This is a genomic window from Methylobacterium ajmalii (genome assembly GCF_016613415.1).
Classification (GTDB): domain Bacteria; phylum Pseudomonadota; class Alphaproteobacteria; order Rhizobiales; family Beijerinckiaceae; genus Methylobacterium; species Methylobacterium ajmalii.
Genome location: NZ_JACWCT010000177.1, coordinates 1 through 13,222, shown reverse-complemented (window position 1 = coordinate 13,222; position 13,222 = coordinate 1). Strand labels below are relative to the sequence as shown.

Below are 13,222 nucleotides of genomic sequence, written 5' to 3'. Positions count from 1 at the left end.
ATTGCCTCAAGTGCAATGGTCAGTTTTGCGATGTTTTTAGTCGCATCAGCTACAGCGTTGTTGAATTTCTTTTCGCTGGAACGATCAATTTTGAAGCCAAGGCTTACTAAAAAGCCCTTTAATACATCATCAGCCATTTTGTAGCCTCCTAGTTTTCCGTAGGCAGGCCAGGCGCCAGGTACGGGACCAACGATTGCGGAACAAAGCCCGGGGTTCCGTCCGGCTGTTTGTTCGTAAGTGACAGACAGGTCAGGTCATTATACCACTCGTTAGAGTATGTATCTCCCCGACGCTCGACGTACAGGACGCGGTAAAGACCATCGGCCGCGATTGTAGGCAGCATCTGATTGACAGCCTCCGCTCGAATGGACTGGTCGGGGGCAGATTGCGTCACGCTTTTTTGGTCGATTTTGATGACGCTTTCGTATTGAATGGTTGGGATCAATAGCGTCTTAACGTGGATCCCGTCGAAGTCCTGCCACGGGCGGCTAATCATGCCGGTTTCTGAGTTCAGGACATACGGCCCGCTCTGGCTCGGCATCCCTTTTGAATTGGACACGAGATTGAGCTTGCCGCCGGTCACCGACCATCGGGCTCCATGCTTGTTCTCAAGCGTCCTCAGGATGGCCGTTGCGTAGTCGGACAGGACAATCCCGCGAGACGCCTTCGTGCGCGTGAGGCCATCGGCCACGAAGCCCAGGCTTATCCCGAACGGGCTCATAGCCTTGTGGCAGGCGTTCAGCACGTCGCGGCTGGTGTAGCCCGCAGCAAGTGCCGTATTCACCTTGGCATAGGAAATTGCCTGATAGCCGTCCTGCGCGTAGATATCCAATCGCGTTTCAATCGGGCTTTCCGGCCCATAAATACATTTCTGAATTTCGCCCTTAAATATAACGCCTCTGATGTCGCGGTATCCGGCTTCAAGCGTAACTTTCTTGAATTCCTTGTCGGTTGTAAAGCGGTTAGCGGTCTCCTGAGAAACGTTATATATCGAGATAACTGCAATGTTAGGCGTAGAGCCCACGGTCTGCCGCGTGATGAACCGCACCCGGAGCTTGCTGAAGTCCGGGGCGTTCGAGCCGCCTTCGAGAGTGAGGCTGAAAGCGCGATCATAGAGGCGGGGCATGTCAGGGCGCTCCGCTCTTGCCGGCCGCCAGGATCGTCCCGGGGACCTCGTTCATGAGGCCGGCCAGGGCTCCCATGTGATCACCGAACAGGGCCGAGAAGTTGTGCGCGAGGACGCGGCCGGCCATCTCGAACATCTGCACGAGGTCGATGTCGGCGAATTCAGGATCGGTCCTGCCGACCACCCAAACCGGCCTCCATTCGCCATCAACGCTCCGCTTCACGGTCGAGAGGCATTCCGCGAAGATGTACGTGGTATCGGCATCCTTCATGGAGCCGACCCGATCGAACAGCGGCAGGAAGGCGATTAGCAGGCGCCCCAGGTCTAGCTTGTCGGACTGACCTTGAAGGTTCGTCAGCGACTCCCCCAAACCCTCCACGAGGTGCGTCAGCCGCCGCAGGCAGTGAAGTTGCTTGGTCGTCCGCATCGGATCGATGGAGTAGGTGTGGCCGCCTGCCACGAAGACCGGAGCCATCAGCGCCCCCAAACTGCAGCGAGGCGGTAGCTCGCCTGTTGCACGCCCTCAGGCGGGGCGCTGGTCGCCATCAGGGCGCCGACGATGACTAGGGCGCTGACGATGGCGCCAATCCCTCCGCCGAGGATGCCGGCGAGCACGCTGCCACCGATCGGCTTCGTGGAGGTCACCTTGCCGTCCACGCTGAGGGCGCCCTTCAGGGCCATGCCCTGCGCGGCCTTCATCGCCAAGGCGAGCCCGGTTTCAATCCCGACCCCGTTCTTAGGGTGCAGGGTCATGATGTGCTTCCCGGCATCCGCGAGAAGCTTGATACCGTCCTCGGGGCTCATTGAGACGACGTGTTTGCCACCATCCACGCTGTGAGTGATGCCTTTCTTGGGGTCCAACTCGCTGTAATGCTTCCCATCATCGCTTCGGATCTGCGCGGCCGTAGTCGAGACATCTTTCAGCTTGCGGGGCGTGTTGCGAACGCCAGGGAGATAGATCGCGTCGCTCAAGGAGTGCCGCCGGGCGTCCATCTCGGGCTGTTCGCCGCCGTTCTGAAACCAAGCGTCGATAGACCCCGAGGCAATGAGGGCCATCCCCTCATCCTTTTCCTTGATCGGGTGCGTAAAGGTCGTTCCGCCACCGCTTGCAAAGTTGATCGGAATGTCAGTCAGGATGGGGAAATCAACGAGCGTCTGTTTCCCATCCGGCGTCTGAAACATCCGCTTGAGAAGCGGCTGAAGCGACACGGTGTGACCATCGCTGTCCTTGACGACGCGAACGGGGACAGCCGTGTGCAGGCTGGTCAATCGACGGTCCAGGATGCTTTCAACGGTCTCCTCGAAATCGTGGGCGGGCTGTACGGGCTGGGTGCTTTCCATTGCCTTGACCTCACACGCCGCCGAACACTGAGAAGCCCGAGCCAGGCACGGTGCCGCCAATCAAGGCGCCGGAGATGTCCCGCGGCGCGGCGGGCACGTCGATCGGGTCGAGGTTGATCGCGCCGTCCTGGCCGCCCGCGCCGCCGAGATAGTCGCCACCGGAGCCGAGCCCCCCGAGGCCGAACGAGCCGTTGGCAACGCCGCTCCCGCCATCCACGTTGAAATTGCCAGGGTTGAACGAGCCGGCGAACGACTGATCCGTTACAGTGATCGGCTGGACCTCGCCCCTATCGACGGTCCCACCCGTAGCCGCGGGACTGGACTGAGCGGCCTTGTCATCGGCAGGCTTAGTGGTCGCGGTGCCGGTCCCCTCAGTCTTGGTAGACGCGATGATGATTTCTTGAAGCGTCGCCACGACCATCAGCGAATTTGAGGTGCGGCTATCCGTGACCACGCTGACGCCGGCCAGGAGCATGTTCTTATATCGTCGCCGGATGGTTGAGACGTTGAACGGCTCGCGGCTGGCCTGAAGGCTCCGAAGCCGGCCGTAAACCTCATCGATGTGCCCCACGTAGCCGGCCGAGCTGTCCGACCAGCCATACCGAACCTCAACCACCGCAGGCAGTCGGTAGGCGTGATCCGTGATGGATGCTCCTTGCTCTACGGGGTGCTGAGTGATCGCCAGGGCGTCCCGGTGCACCTCCTCCACTACGACATCGGGAAGAATGGCGCTGATTGATGAGCGCGACCCCCGGAGAAGTGCATAGGTAGGCTCGCCGTTGAGTGCCATGGATCGCCCTCCTAGCTCGACATGGGGGCAGGGGGAGCAATGCCGTCCTCGTCAGACAGCTTGATCCCGAACGCACTCAGGAAGGGCTCCGCATTCTCTTGAATGACGTGCCACACGATCATCAGGAGTTCGGGGCCTGTGATATCGCTGTAATGCGGCTTGTTGAGCTTCTTATCCCAAACGGGAATTACACCCTTGCCATCCTGGCCCACCTTGCGAAAGACAGATGATGCTATGGATCCAATCACGAAGTTTCGCGTGTCGTCGGGCATTGACGATACGATCTTGCTCATGACCTCAAGGGAATTGAAGCCGAGCGGCGCCCTGCCCGGCGGAGGGTCGGTCGGCCCCTGGTCCGATGCCCGCATAATCAGCGGCGCATATTCGGCAAAAACCGGGATCACGGATGCGAGCTTCGCGGCAATCGCTATCGAAGTCATGGCCTCGATAGGAACCGAGCGGTAATCGTGATTTCCGACCGTGAATTCAGCCATGGATCCGTCGCCTGTAAACGAGATGAGCGGGCACCCCTCAGAGGCCGCGCCCTTAGTTGATCGGTGTGTTCGCAGATTGAATGACTTCGTTGAGGACGGCTTCGGCAAAGCCGGGCTGCTCTCCTCCGCCGATGAAGAAGCCGGCCACGCTAAACAAGGCGATGGTCGCGACGACATCGGGATCGGCTGGCAATCCGACGCGCCTCAACACGCCCTCGACGGCGGCTTGCGCGCCGGCCATGGGGCGAGAGGCAAGAATGCTGTCGGGCTCGGCCGCGGCGAAGGCTTCGCGGGCGGCGGCTTCCTTCCCCGTCATGCCGCGGGCCTCATTGCGGCGCTGCTCGGCGGCGGGTCGTCGGGACCGGTGGGAGGCTGGGGCTTGCTGGCCTTCAAGCCTGCGGCGAGCGCGGTACGGGCAACGGCGGAAAGCTTCACGCCGGACGCACGGGCTTCAGCATCGAGCGCCGCCCGCATGGATGCGGGCAGCCGAAGATTGATCACGTCGTCACAAGCGGCTCTCACGAAAAGTTCTCCGCACGATCTCTGCATGAGAGAACCACGGAAATGCCGATTGTGTTACAACCTTATATCCCTTGCGTCCCTGGCGTACTTCGCGCCCCTATGGGGACGACTATTTATTCTTGATCCTTCAGGAGGTGCGCGGCCCCACCAAATAGCAACCGCTCGCCACGGGTGGTTTGAGACAGGGGCGGCGGGAGCTTCCTAAATACATCTGTGATCGATCCCAAAACCGCGCGCTCCGCCTCCCGTCGCGTTTCGACATCTTCACGTATGGATTTTCCGGTTCTTTCTTCAATTCTCTGTATATGCTCGGAGGGCATCCTCCAAAGCGTGAAAAGCTCGTCGCCTCCGCATGACTCAATAAGAGCTTCAGCACTTTTTTCCATAAGATCGACGTTTTTAGAAAAAAGTCTATCTAGATCATCGACGTATTTTAAAAGCTTAGTCATTAATTCTTCTGAGCCATCTAGGCTTTTTGCAAGTCGCGCCTCCATCTCTTGAGCAATGGAGCGTCCGCTTGCTTCTGCGGCAGCGGCAAGCTTGTCGCGAAGATCGGCCGGCACTCTGGCCTGAATGGGAAAGCGCTGAGCGCCGGTCTTGTCCTTCGGTCGCCGGTTCATTCCGTCCCCTCCGTCCTTCGCGTACCCGCCGCAGGTAGCATCTCCGATTTGCAGCGACAAGGCCATGAGTGATGCAAAAACGCTTTATCTGGCGCCGGACGCTTGCCGTGCCTCGCGTACCGCGCTACTCTGCGGTGCAGATTTGCAGCACTATTGGAGGCTCGGATGAGCGTCTTCAGCGAAGTGGTGAAGCGAGCGCGCGAGGGACGGTCTGTGAAGGTGCCGGACCTTGCCGAGGCAAGCGGGTTCTCCCGCAACGCGCTCTATCAGGCGATCAAGCGGGAGGAGGTTGGTTCGATCCGATTGGGTCGGGCGACTGTCGTCCCTGCGCACGAAGCGCTGCGGCTCCTCGGCCTCAAGCCAGAGGGCATCGCCGCCTAATCCGCCGCTGGCGGAGCAGCCCGCCGGCTTCTGTGTCTCGACCCCAAACGAAAGAGACCCCGAGCAAGGGGCTGCCTCGCGCGGGGTCTAAAGTTTGAAAATTCAGCCCGTGACAAATACCCAAAGCCTCAATCCTGGGCAAGCCCGCCCCGCTCAGATTGACGACCTCGCCGCTCGGCGCATCCTCGCCCGAGTGAACGTCAGCGCCTCCCTGGCTAGGGCGCTCGCCGAATTGGCCTACCGTCCTAATGCGGACGCTTGGCAGCGGGGGCGCGCATGAGCCGCCCCGCCACCACTCCCACGGCCCCCGCCTTCCACGGCACTGACGCGGCCGTATTCGAGGCGCTGACCGAAGCGCTGATAGCCGCCCAGACCTATGCCGCCACGGGCGCAGACTTCGCCGGCCTCCACGACCGGCGCGGGGCCGTCTACGCCATCAAATGCGCCGGCGCCTGCCTCGCGAACGCTGCCAGTCTCCTTGAGGAGATCAAGCCGGCCCGGCGACCCAAGGCTGGGGAAGCCGCATGAGCGCGATCCCTCCCGCTATCGCCCACCTTCGCAGCGTCCTCGACGCCTGCCATCAGGGCGACGTTCGGTTCTTCCGACGCCGCGCCGATCGGCAGCACCGGGTTCGCCTCGCGGGGTCCTCCGAACTGGCGCTCGCCCGCTACGTCGCAGGCATCACGGACCCGGTTCCGGCCGGCATCCGTGCCTTCGTCGGGGTCAAGCGCGTCCCGGATGGGCGGCTTCATCGCGTCATCGGCTTCTGGCCGGAGGGCAGCGAAGTGGACCTCCCCGAACAAGCCGCCGCGGCGGCTTATCTCGACTTCCTCGAACATGACAACGCCAAGCTCCGCACTCTGGCGGAAGGTTCAGGCGCGTCCCGTCGCCGATAGGCGATTGATCAATCGGAGCGCGCCGCAGTGTTTGCGCGGCGCCTAGGTGTAACGCGACTAGGCAGATCCGTGTATGTCAGTAGGAGCCAACCCCGCGCGACCGCCGAAGCCGAGTGCAATGCCGTTCTCAGGCTTGCCCGATCTTCCCGCGCTTCAAGAACTCAAGCGTCACCCGCAGTGGGTGGCCTGGGACTATCTATGGAAGCCAGATAAAGAGAAGTGGGATAAGCCTCCAATCGACGCCAAGACCGGCCGCATGGGTTCGTCCACCGATGCGGGCACTTGGTCCCCCTATGAGATTGCGGAGCAGCGAGCCATTCAGCGAGGGCTTGCCGGTGTCGGCTTTGCCCTGACGCGGGACACGGCCATCAGCGGCATTGACCTGGACGACTGCCGGGACGCGGCAACGGGCGAGCTGCAAGAGTGGGCGCGGATCGCTGTCGAGCTTGCTGGCACCTATTGCGAGGCTTCACCCTCCGGGACCGGCCTCCGGTTCTTCGTCAAGGGTGTCGTGGACGTCTGTAAGGTGGATGCGGCACACGTCGAACTCTACGCCGAAGGCCGATACCTGACAGTCACCGGCCGGCACGTTGAGGGAACGCCCGCCGAAATCAACGAGGCGCCCAGGCTCATCGCCTACTTGCGCGAGCGCGCGGAGCAATTCCAGGCCGCAACACGGGCCGCAGTAGAGCGCGCCCGCGAGGCAGAGCAGAAGCGCCAGGCGAAGGCCGCAGAACGCGGCGAGCGGGCGGCCCCGGCACCTAGCCCGCTCGCCCGGCCGGCCCCCTCCACGGGCGACAGGGATCCCTTCTGGCGCAACGTCAATGATCGGGCCATGGCGAGCCTTGCGGCGTGGGTGCCGGCGCTCCTGTCGGACGCCAAGCCCGCGTCTCGCGGCGGCTACCGCGTCACCTCGCGCAATCTGGTCCGCGACCTGGAGGAAGACCTTTCCATCACCCCTCAGGGGATCGTGGATTGGGGGACGCACGACATGGGCGACCCCCAGGGCGGCAAGCGCACGCCGATTGACCTCGTGATGGAGCACGGGGGCGCCGCCACCTCCCAAGAAGCGGCCCTCTGGCTCTGCGAACGGCTCGGGGTTGACGCCGAGGCCATCGGCTTCCGGGGAAAGCGCGGGGAGCACCCGGCCCGAAGCGCGGACCTAGCCGACCGTTGGTTCGAGGGCGAGCCGGCGGGGAGGCCCGCGGCCCAGGCCGATCGCACCATGGCCTTGCACAAGGGGCTGATGGTCCCGACCGGCCGCGACCGGCTCGAAATCACGAAGACCCTGGCGCCCGCGCCCGACTTCCCGGTTTCCAGCCTGCCCCCGGTGATGCGCGGCGCGATCGAGGCCATCAGGGAGCACGTACAGGCGCCCTTGTCCCTCTGCGCTCATTCGGTTCTGAGCGCGGCAGCCCTGGTCACGCAGGGGTGCGCGAATGTCCAGATGCCGGGGCTGCCCGTCGCCAAGCCACTGTCGCTGTTCATGCTCGCCATTGCGGTGTCGGGCGAGCGCAAGTCCGCCTGCGATGACATGGCGCTAAAGGCAGTCGCCGAGAAAGAGGCGGCGTTACGCGTGCAGAACACGGCCGAGATGATCGATTATAAAGCTGCTCGCGCAGCTTTCGAGGCGCAGCGGAAGAAGATAGAGGCTGAAAAGAACATCTCGTTTGAGGAACGGAAGGCCAAAATGCTGCTGCTCAAGGAGCCGCAGGAGCCGCTTGCGCCTGTGATCCGCTCCAAAGAGGCGAACCTTGAGGGTCTGTTCGGCCTCCTCAACGTCGGGCAGCCCGGTATCGGCATCTTCACCAGCGAGGGCGGACAGTTCCTCGGCGGCCACGGCATGAGCGATGACGCCAAGACGCGGACGATCACCGGCTTGTCGGAGTTGTGGGATAGCGGCTCGGCGCAGCGGGTGCGGGCGAAGGAACGGATCTTCCTCGAAGGCCGGCGCCTGTCCATCAGCCTCGCGGCTCAGCCTAAGATCGCCTCCGCCCTCCTCGGGGACGAACTGGCGAAGGATCAAGGGTTCGTCGGGCGCTTCCTCGTCACGATGCCGGAAAGCACGATCGGAACCCGCGAGATCCGGGAAACGAACGTCAACGGCGACGGGCGACTGATCGCCTTTTACCGCCAGTGCCGGCGGGTGATGTCCGTTCCGCCCAACCTGCGCGACGGCACCCTGAACGAGCTTGCCCCGCCGACGATCCATCTCAGCGAGGAAGCCAAGGCGGTGTGGCGGGCGCTCGCCCAGGCGCTTGAGGAAGGGTGCGCCCCCGGAGGCCAGTGGCTCCCGGTTCGCTCCGGCGCCCTCAAGATGGCCGAGAACGCGGCCCGGATCGCGGCCATCCTGACGCTGTTCGAGGACCCCGACGCGATCGGCCACCACACCCAGGCCACGGCCGGCGAGATCACCGGAGAGGCAATGGCAGCCGCCGCCGAAGTGGCGATGTTCTACCTCAAGGAAGCGCTGCGGATCACTGGACACTCAGTCCTAGACCCCGAGACGCAAGCCCTTTCCGAAACGCTGGAATGGCTGCAATCCAAATACGGCGCCGGCAATCTGTTTATCCCGAGCATGATCCAACAGTTTGCCCCGGCTCATCTGAGGAGCGGCGCCGAGAAGATCCGGGAACGTGTGCTGAAACTCTGCGAGTTTGGCGCCCTTGAGCCCGTGGATAAGGCTGTGATTGGCGGCAAGCCACGCAAGGAAGCCTATCGGATCGTTGGGGAGGATGCCTGATGACCTCCGCTTTCGATCCTTGGGCGGTGCTTCGGGAGGCTCGCGAAAAGGGGGCGGGCCAGGGGGCGTCGTCGGTTAGCAGCCCGATTAGCAGCCCGATTAGCAGAGCCCAATCCGAAGCTGCTAATCGTGAAACCCTTATGGATCAACGACTTAACCCCCAAATTAGCGGATTAGCAGGATTAGCAGGGTCCGACGAGCGTTCGACCGCAGTTAGCCGGGGTTCCCCTAAGAAAGAAAGAAAGGAAATTCCTCTTTCTTTTCATATAGATAGGGCTAACCCTGGCGGGCCGAAAAGCCCCGATTTCGAGCCCCCGCGCGGCGTCGAAATCACCCCTGCTAATCCTGCTAATCTGCTAACCGGGAAGCTAAGTCGTTGTGATAGCTCATTAATCGCCAAAAACGAGCCTGCTAATCGGGATCGGGGTTGCCAGCTAATCGGCGAGGGGGGCGATTGGGAGGAGCGGGCCGCCATCCTTGAGCATGACGGCGGCCATAGCCGGGAGGCGGCCGAAGCACTGGCGCAACCCGCCCCCGCCGCCGCCCCGTGGCCCGCGCCGATCGGCGCAACGCCCGCCGGCCCCTTGCTGCGCGAGTGGGTTGCCGGGCTAAGCCGGCTCGCCCCGAGCGTCATCCCCTGCCGCGACTACCGCCCCGAGGAATGGGCCGCGGTCCTATCGAATGCCTGGCACTTCATCGAGATCTTCGGCGAGCAAGCCGAAGCCCTGGGCTGGCGCACCCACGAGCTTTTCGGGGTCCACCCGACCCACGGGACAATCCGCGTGGATCACTGCGGCGCCCTGGTCCTCGTCATCGGTGGCCCCGTCCGAGCCCTCACGGCCGATGCCATCCGGTTCGAGCGCGTCACCGCCCGCCGCCGCCCCCATGCTCCTGTCGGGATCCCGATTTGGGAGGCCGCCCGATGATCGCCCCTTGCGACCAGTTCGGCCCCTGGCGGCTCGACATCACCGAAGCCGAGCGGCTGGCCCGCTTGAGGGGTCTCCGGGCAATCGTCCGCCTCTGCCTCGGGCCGCGGGGCGAGGTCTTAGCCGATGCCTTGCGCCGTGCCGAAAGCGACCCCGGGCACCTCCCTGCCGCCCTAACCGCCCTTGACGGCTTGGCGCCCCTCGACCGCAGGACGGTTCTCGCCAGCTTCGCCGGCCTCCACCGCAATACCGCCTGAGGACACCGCATGACCGTGAAAAACAAGGCTCGAACCAGCCCCGATGTGCGATCGGCCGAAGCCGCCCTCAACAAGCTCCTGTCCGCGATCATCGCCCACGATGCCGCCCGAGACCGTGAGGCTTGCGGGCCGATCAAGGCGACCGTGTTCCGGTTCGTGTCGCTGGACGATGCTGCCCTTGCGCAGGCAGCCTTTGACGATTTGGTGCGCGACCCGATCCGCCATTCCCTTCGCCAGGGCGTGAAGCGGATCGGCCGCGAGCTGCATCGTCTCGGCGGCCTCGACGCGATGAGCGCGGCAATCGACCGGGTTGCCGACATGGACCCCCGGCACGCCGGCCGGCGCGGATCGATCATGGACAGCGCATGGGACGGGATCGGTGATGGCTCCGCCCGGTGGTGGAGCTAAGCCGATGGCCGCTCCCCGTAAGCCGCAGGACGCGGCCACCATCGCCGCCAGCCTCGCCGCCCTCCTCGACGCCCTTGCCGGCGCCCCTCCCGGTTCCCCGGCCGCGGGCGCCTTCGTGTCCGCCCTGAGACGGCGCGGTGAGGAGTTGGCCGCAGTCGGCGGCGTGGAGGCTTTGCACGAGGCCCGCACGGCAGCCCTCGCCACCTCGCCGAGCCACGCCGCCGTGCTCGACGGGGCTTGGGCGACCATCCCCGGGTGGACGGCATGACCCGCCCGCTCGACGCCTACCGCGCTGGCATCAGGGACACGCTTCTAGCCGCCGAGGAAGCCGCCGCCGCGATCCGCGCCCGGCCCGACGCGGGCGGGATACGCCAGCAATCCGCAGCGGCGGCCCTGGAAGCGTTTTCGGCGGCTTTCCGGTGCGAAGCCCTGCCTGAGCCGCGAAACGCCGTCCTTGAGGCTCTGAGGGCGATTTCCGACCAGCCGGGCGAGGAAGGCGAGACCCCATGCCCCGAGTGCGCCGGCCGGCTGCGGTGGTCCCGCGCCGAAAACGGTCACGTATGGGGCGCCTGCGAAGCGGCCGACTGCCTGCGATGGATGATGTAGAGGCCCGTAAGAGGAGCGACGAATGTCCTTACTTGGCGAATTGACATACGCACTGATTTCTTCCCCGCAAACCGATATCGGCGGGCTGATCCCTGACGTTGTGGTGGAGGAAGTCTATAGGGATAGCCTCATCATCACAGACCATCCCGTCGAACAGGGGGCGGCCATCACGGATCACGCTTTCAAGCGCCCCAGCGGTATCGATATCAGGGCCGGATGGTCGAACAGCACGGCAGGCGCCGAGGGCTATATCGATGGCGTCTATTCGGCGATGCTGGCGCTACAGGCTTCCCGCCAGCCTTTTACGGTCTTCACGCCTCGCCGCATGTATCGAAATATGCTGGCCGCCGATATTGTCGTGTCCCGGGACGAACGGACAAACAGCGTCCTGGCCTGCACCTTGAGCCTCCGGGAAATCATCATCGCGAACACGCAGCCGAGCCGGTCCGCACCTGGTGCGCAGGCAATGCCCGAGAAGACAGCCTCTCCGGTCGATAGAGGAACGGTGACGCCGCAACCCACATCGCCCGCGCAAGCATCCTTCCCGCCAGGAGGCGCATGAGCATCCTTTTTACGGGGTGACAAAACTCGGGCCGGTGGAGCAGCCCCAGGCGCCGCCGCCGCACTAAATCAAGGCCGAACCCTAGCAAAACCTAGCATCTGGCAGGCTCGGATTGTTCGATTGGGGCGGGTATCGAGCCAATATCGATCCCCCAACGATCCGGCAGCAATCCCACTGCAAGCCTCGCCGGTTACCGGCCTCAACAAGCCCGAGGGCTGGCAACCCGCACGGTAACCGAGGCGCCGTTTCATTCACTCTTCGCGCGTTGGCGCCTGAAACCGCGCCTGAAACTACAGCATCGAAACCCATTGAACGGGGATCGGATTGGAGGACTGGCAATGCGGTATCTCAGCGGCTGCACGGAATGCTTTTCCGTCTGGTGGGCGTGCCAATGCCCGTTGCGGTGCGAGGGATGCGGAGCGGGCTACCGGATCGGTTCGAGTTGCGGCACGCCCGGGTGTGTCGCCGGCCAGCGCCGTGCCCGAGCTGATGCGTTCGAGCCGGAGCCGATCCGGTGCGAGCCCGTCGAGGCTGCTTCGCCTCCTCCGGCCGATCCGATCGTGCCAGAGTGCCCGCCTGTCCAAAATGGACGGCCCGTGGCGGTTGAACGGGCATCCTCTCCGCCCCGACCGCCGCGGCCGGAGGTCCAGGATCACCGCCCCGTGGCCCAACGGCGGGCGGAGGTTGTCGCCCTGCTAGGCGAAGGTCTCTCCGATCGGGAAATCGCCCGCCGGGCGAAGGTATCGCCCTCGACCGTCTCAACGGTGCGCCGGGAGCAATCGACGGCGGCGCCAGCCTGAGTTAGGCGCCGCTCGCACTGAAATGCTTTGCCGGAGCTTTGACCGGCTAAGGGGCCGCTGAAATACGCTAGTTCCTCGCTAGTCCCTTCGTCCGCGCGGATCGGGGTTGATTGGCTTTGAATAGGGAGCGATCGGGGTTTGAACGAGCCGGGGAGCGTTCCTTCAGCGAGGACCACAGCCCGCGGGGTGGCAGATGCGGTTTCGGGGATCAAACCTATTCATTTACATTCATCGGGCGCCGGCCAGCGTGCGCCGCGATTGATTTCCGTTGATTGTTTTTCCAGGGCTCGGCGAGCATTCGGCCCGCACCCTCTCATTTCCTCTCATGGGGCACGCTCTCGCGCACGTAGAGGGCGCGGACCGCCTGCGGACCCAAGCCCGATCCATCTTATCCGGGCCTGTTTTAGACGCCGCCGTGCCCCTGCTATTGGCTACTCCTTACTACTTTAGCGAACGCTCGCCCGCGGCGGAGGCCCGCCCGTGTCAACAAATGTCAATGGGCTGGGCGCTGCGCAGCCCGATCGGACCTCAACATTCCTCAACATTCCTCAACAGGCTGGACGCGCCGACGACAGCATTTGACAGCCGCCAGCGTCGCGCGCGAGGGGCCTGTAACCGCCCCTGTAACCGCAGCGCGGATAGCGTCCGAGACCCAAGTTTTTCGGGTCATTCGTCATTCGGGGTTGATGGACGAGAGGCGGGCTCGAAGCCCGCTTCGTCGTTTGGGGTTGATAGACGCCCAGGCCACAG

The 13,222-nt window shown here is 63.8% G+C and carries 16 protein-coding genes; 9 read left to right on the top strand and 7 right to left on the bottom strand.

Annotated features, from left to right (window positions below; all coding sequences use genetic code 11):
• Window positions 1-148 precede the first annotated feature (148 nt).
• From HPY23_RS30745 to HPY23_RS30715, 7 genes are all read right to left on the bottom strand, one after another.
• On the bottom strand, window positions 149-1,126 hold the full coding sequence (locus HPY23_RS30745) for a hypothetical protein (RefSeq protein ID WP_200602135.1): 978 nt from the start codon (window positions 1,124-1,126) through the stop codon (window positions 149-151).
• A 1-nt stretch (window position 1,127) separates the two neighbouring features.
• Window positions 1,128-1,601 carry a phage tail assembly chaperone gene (locus tag HPY23_RS30740; protein ID WP_200602134.1) on the bottom strand — a complete coding sequence of 158 codons (474 nt, stop codon included), beginning with the start codon at window positions 1,599-1,601 and terminating at the stop codon, window positions 1,128-1,130.
• Window positions 1,601-2,467 carry a Gp138 family membrane-puncturing spike protein gene (locus HPY23_RS30735; protein ID WP_200602133.1) on the bottom strand — a complete coding sequence of 289 codons (867 nt, stop codon included), beginning with the start codon at window positions 2,465-2,467 and terminating at the stop codon, window positions 1,601-1,603. The genes HPY23_RS30740 and HPY23_RS30735 overlap by 1 nt, the downstream gene beginning before the upstream one ends.
• Window positions 2,468-2,477: 10 nt before the next feature.
• Window positions 2,478-3,257: a phage baseplate protein gene (locus tag HPY23_RS30730; protein WP_200602132.1), complete on the bottom strand. Its 780-nt coding sequence runs from the start codon at window positions 3,255-3,257 to the stop codon at window positions 2,478-2,480.
• An 11-nt stretch (window positions 3,258-3,268) separates the two neighbouring features.
• A complete protein-coding gene (locus tag HPY23_RS30725; protein ID WP_200602131.1) occupies window positions 3,269-3,751 on the bottom strand; it encodes a phage tail assembly chaperone in 483 nt (160 codons plus the stop codon).
• A 52-nt stretch (window positions 3,752-3,803) separates the two neighbouring features.
• Entirely contained in the window at window positions 3,804-4,067 is a 264-nt protein-coding gene (locus HPY23_RS30720; RefSeq protein WP_200602130.1) for a hypothetical protein, read from the bottom strand.
• Between the two features lie 319 nt (window positions 4,068-4,386).
• Window positions 4,387-4,893: an Arc family DNA-binding protein gene (locus HPY23_RS30715; RefSeq protein ID WP_200602129.1), complete on the bottom strand. Its 507-nt coding sequence runs from the start codon at window positions 4,891-4,893 to the stop codon at window positions 4,387-4,389.
• Window positions 4,894-5,058: 165 nt separating this feature from the next.
• Here HPY23_RS30715 and HPY23_RS30710 point away from each other — a divergent pair, with 165 nt between their 5' ends.
• The 9 genes from HPY23_RS30710 (at window position 5,059) to HPY23_RS30670 (ending at window position 11,672) form a co-directional block, all read left to right on the top strand.
• A complete protein-coding gene (locus HPY23_RS30710) occupies window positions 5,059-5,274 on the top strand; it encodes a hypothetical protein (protein WP_200602128.1) in 216 nt (71 codons plus the stop codon).
• 276 nt (window positions 5,275-5,550) lie between these two features.
• Window positions 5,551-5,802 (top strand): hypothetical protein, encoded by a 252-nt coding sequence (locus HPY23_RS30705; protein ID WP_200602127.1) that lies wholly within the window; start codon window positions 5,551-5,553, stop codon window positions 5,800-5,802.
• Window positions 5,799-6,170 carry a hypothetical protein gene (locus HPY23_RS30700; RefSeq protein ID WP_200602126.1) on the top strand — a complete coding sequence of 124 codons (372 nt, stop codon included), beginning with the start codon at window positions 5,799-5,801 and terminating at the stop codon, window positions 6,168-6,170. Before HPY23_RS30705 ends, HPY23_RS30700 begins: the two co-directional genes overlap by 4 nt.
• Before the next feature lie 118 nt (window positions 6,171-6,288).
• Window positions 6,289-8,913 carry a DUF3987 domain-containing protein gene (locus tag HPY23_RS30695; protein ID WP_200602125.1) on the top strand — a complete coding sequence of 875 codons (2,625 nt, stop codon included), beginning with the start codon at window positions 6,289-6,291 and terminating at the stop codon, window positions 8,911-8,913.
• Window positions 8,913-9,839: a hypothetical protein gene (locus HPY23_RS30690; protein WP_200602124.1), complete on the top strand. Its 927-nt coding sequence runs from the start codon at window positions 8,913-8,915 to the stop codon at window positions 9,837-9,839. Before HPY23_RS30695 ends, HPY23_RS30690 begins: the two co-directional genes overlap by 1 nt.
• A gap of 266 nt (window positions 9,840-10,105) precedes the next feature.
• Complete coding sequence (locus HPY23_RS30685; RefSeq protein WP_200602123.1) at window positions 10,106-10,504, top strand: hypothetical protein; 399 nt, start codon at window positions 10,106-10,108, stop codon at window positions 10,502-10,504.
• Between the two features lie 4 nt (window positions 10,505-10,508).
• Window positions 10,509-10,772, top strand: a complete 264-nt coding sequence (locus HPY23_RS30680; protein ID WP_200602122.1) for a hypothetical protein — start codon at window positions 10,509-10,511, stop codon at window positions 10,770-10,772.
• On the top strand, window positions 10,769-11,110 hold the full coding sequence (locus HPY23_RS30675) for a hypothetical protein (protein WP_200602121.1): 342 nt from the start codon (window positions 10,769-10,771) through the stop codon (window positions 11,108-11,110). Before HPY23_RS30680 ends, HPY23_RS30675 begins: the two co-directional genes overlap by 4 nt.
• Before the next feature lie 22 nt (window positions 11,111-11,132).
• Complete coding sequence (locus tag HPY23_RS30670; protein WP_200602120.1) at window positions 11,133-11,672, top strand: phage baseplate protein; 540 nt, start codon at window positions 11,133-11,135, stop codon at window positions 11,670-11,672.
• The last annotated feature ends 1,550 nt before the right edge of the window (window positions 11,673-13,222 follow it).

What these genes read in the sequence shown, in the direction of transcription:
- HPY23_RS30745 (WP_200602135.1), bottom strand. Translation starts at nt 1,126, where the DNA reads ATGCCCCGCCTCTATGATCGCGCTTTCAGCCTCACTCTCGAAGGCGGC.
- HPY23_RS30740 (WP_200602134.1), bottom strand. Translation starts at nt 1,601, where the DNA reads ATGGCTCCGGTCTTCGTGGCAGGCGGCCACACCTACTCCATCGATCCG.
- HPY23_RS30735 (WP_200602133.1), bottom strand. Translation starts at nt 2,467, where the DNA reads ATGGAAAGCACCCAGCCCGTACAGCCCGCCCACGATTTCGAGGAGACC.
- HPY23_RS30730 (WP_200602132.1), bottom strand. Translation starts at nt 3,257, where the DNA reads ATGGCACTCAACGGCGAGCCTACCTATGCACTTCTCCGGGGGTCGCGC.
- HPY23_RS30725 (WP_200602131.1), bottom strand. Translation starts at nt 3,751, where the DNA reads ATGGCTGAATTCACGGTCGGAAATCACGATTACCGCTCGGTTCCTATC.
- HPY23_RS30720 (WP_200602130.1), bottom strand. Translation starts at nt 4,067, where the DNA reads ATGACGGGGAAGGAAGCCGCCGCCCGCGAAGCCTTCGCCGCGGCCGAG.
- HPY23_RS30715 (WP_200602129.1), bottom strand. Translation starts at nt 4,893, where the DNA reads ATGAACCGGCGACCGAAGGACAAGACCGGCGCTCAGCGCTTTCCCATT.
- HPY23_RS30710 (WP_200602128.1), top strand. Translation starts at nt 5,059, where the DNA reads ATGAGCGTCTTCAGCGAAGTGGTGAAGCGAGCGCGCGAGGGACGGTCT.
- HPY23_RS30705 (WP_200602127.1), top strand. Translation starts at nt 5,551, where the DNA reads ATGAGCCGCCCCGCCACCACTCCCACGGCCCCCGCCTTCCACGGCACT.
- HPY23_RS30700 (WP_200602126.1), top strand. Translation starts at nt 5,799, where the DNA reads ATGAGCGCGATCCCTCCCGCTATCGCCCACCTTCGCAGCGTCCTCGAC.
- HPY23_RS30695 (WP_200602125.1), top strand. Translation starts at nt 6,289, where the DNA reads ATGCCGTTCTCAGGCTTGCCCGATCTTCCCGCGCTTCAAGAACTCAAG.
- HPY23_RS30690 (WP_200602124.1), top strand. Translation starts at nt 8,913, where the DNA reads ATGACCTCCGCTTTCGATCCTTGGGCGGTGCTTCGGGAGGCTCGCGAA.
- HPY23_RS30685 (WP_200602123.1), top strand. Translation starts at nt 10,106, where the DNA reads ATGACCGTGAAAAACAAGGCTCGAACCAGCCCCGATGTGCGATCGGCC.
- HPY23_RS30680 (WP_200602122.1), top strand. Translation starts at nt 10,509, where the DNA reads ATGGCCGCTCCCCGTAAGCCGCAGGACGCGGCCACCATCGCCGCCAGC.
- HPY23_RS30675 (WP_200602121.1), top strand. Translation starts at nt 10,769, where the DNA reads ATGACCCGCCCGCTCGACGCCTACCGCGCTGGCATCAGGGACACGCTT.
- HPY23_RS30670 (WP_200602120.1), top strand. Translation starts at nt 11,133, where the DNA reads ATGTCCTTACTTGGCGAATTGACATACGCACTGATTTCTTCCCCGCAA.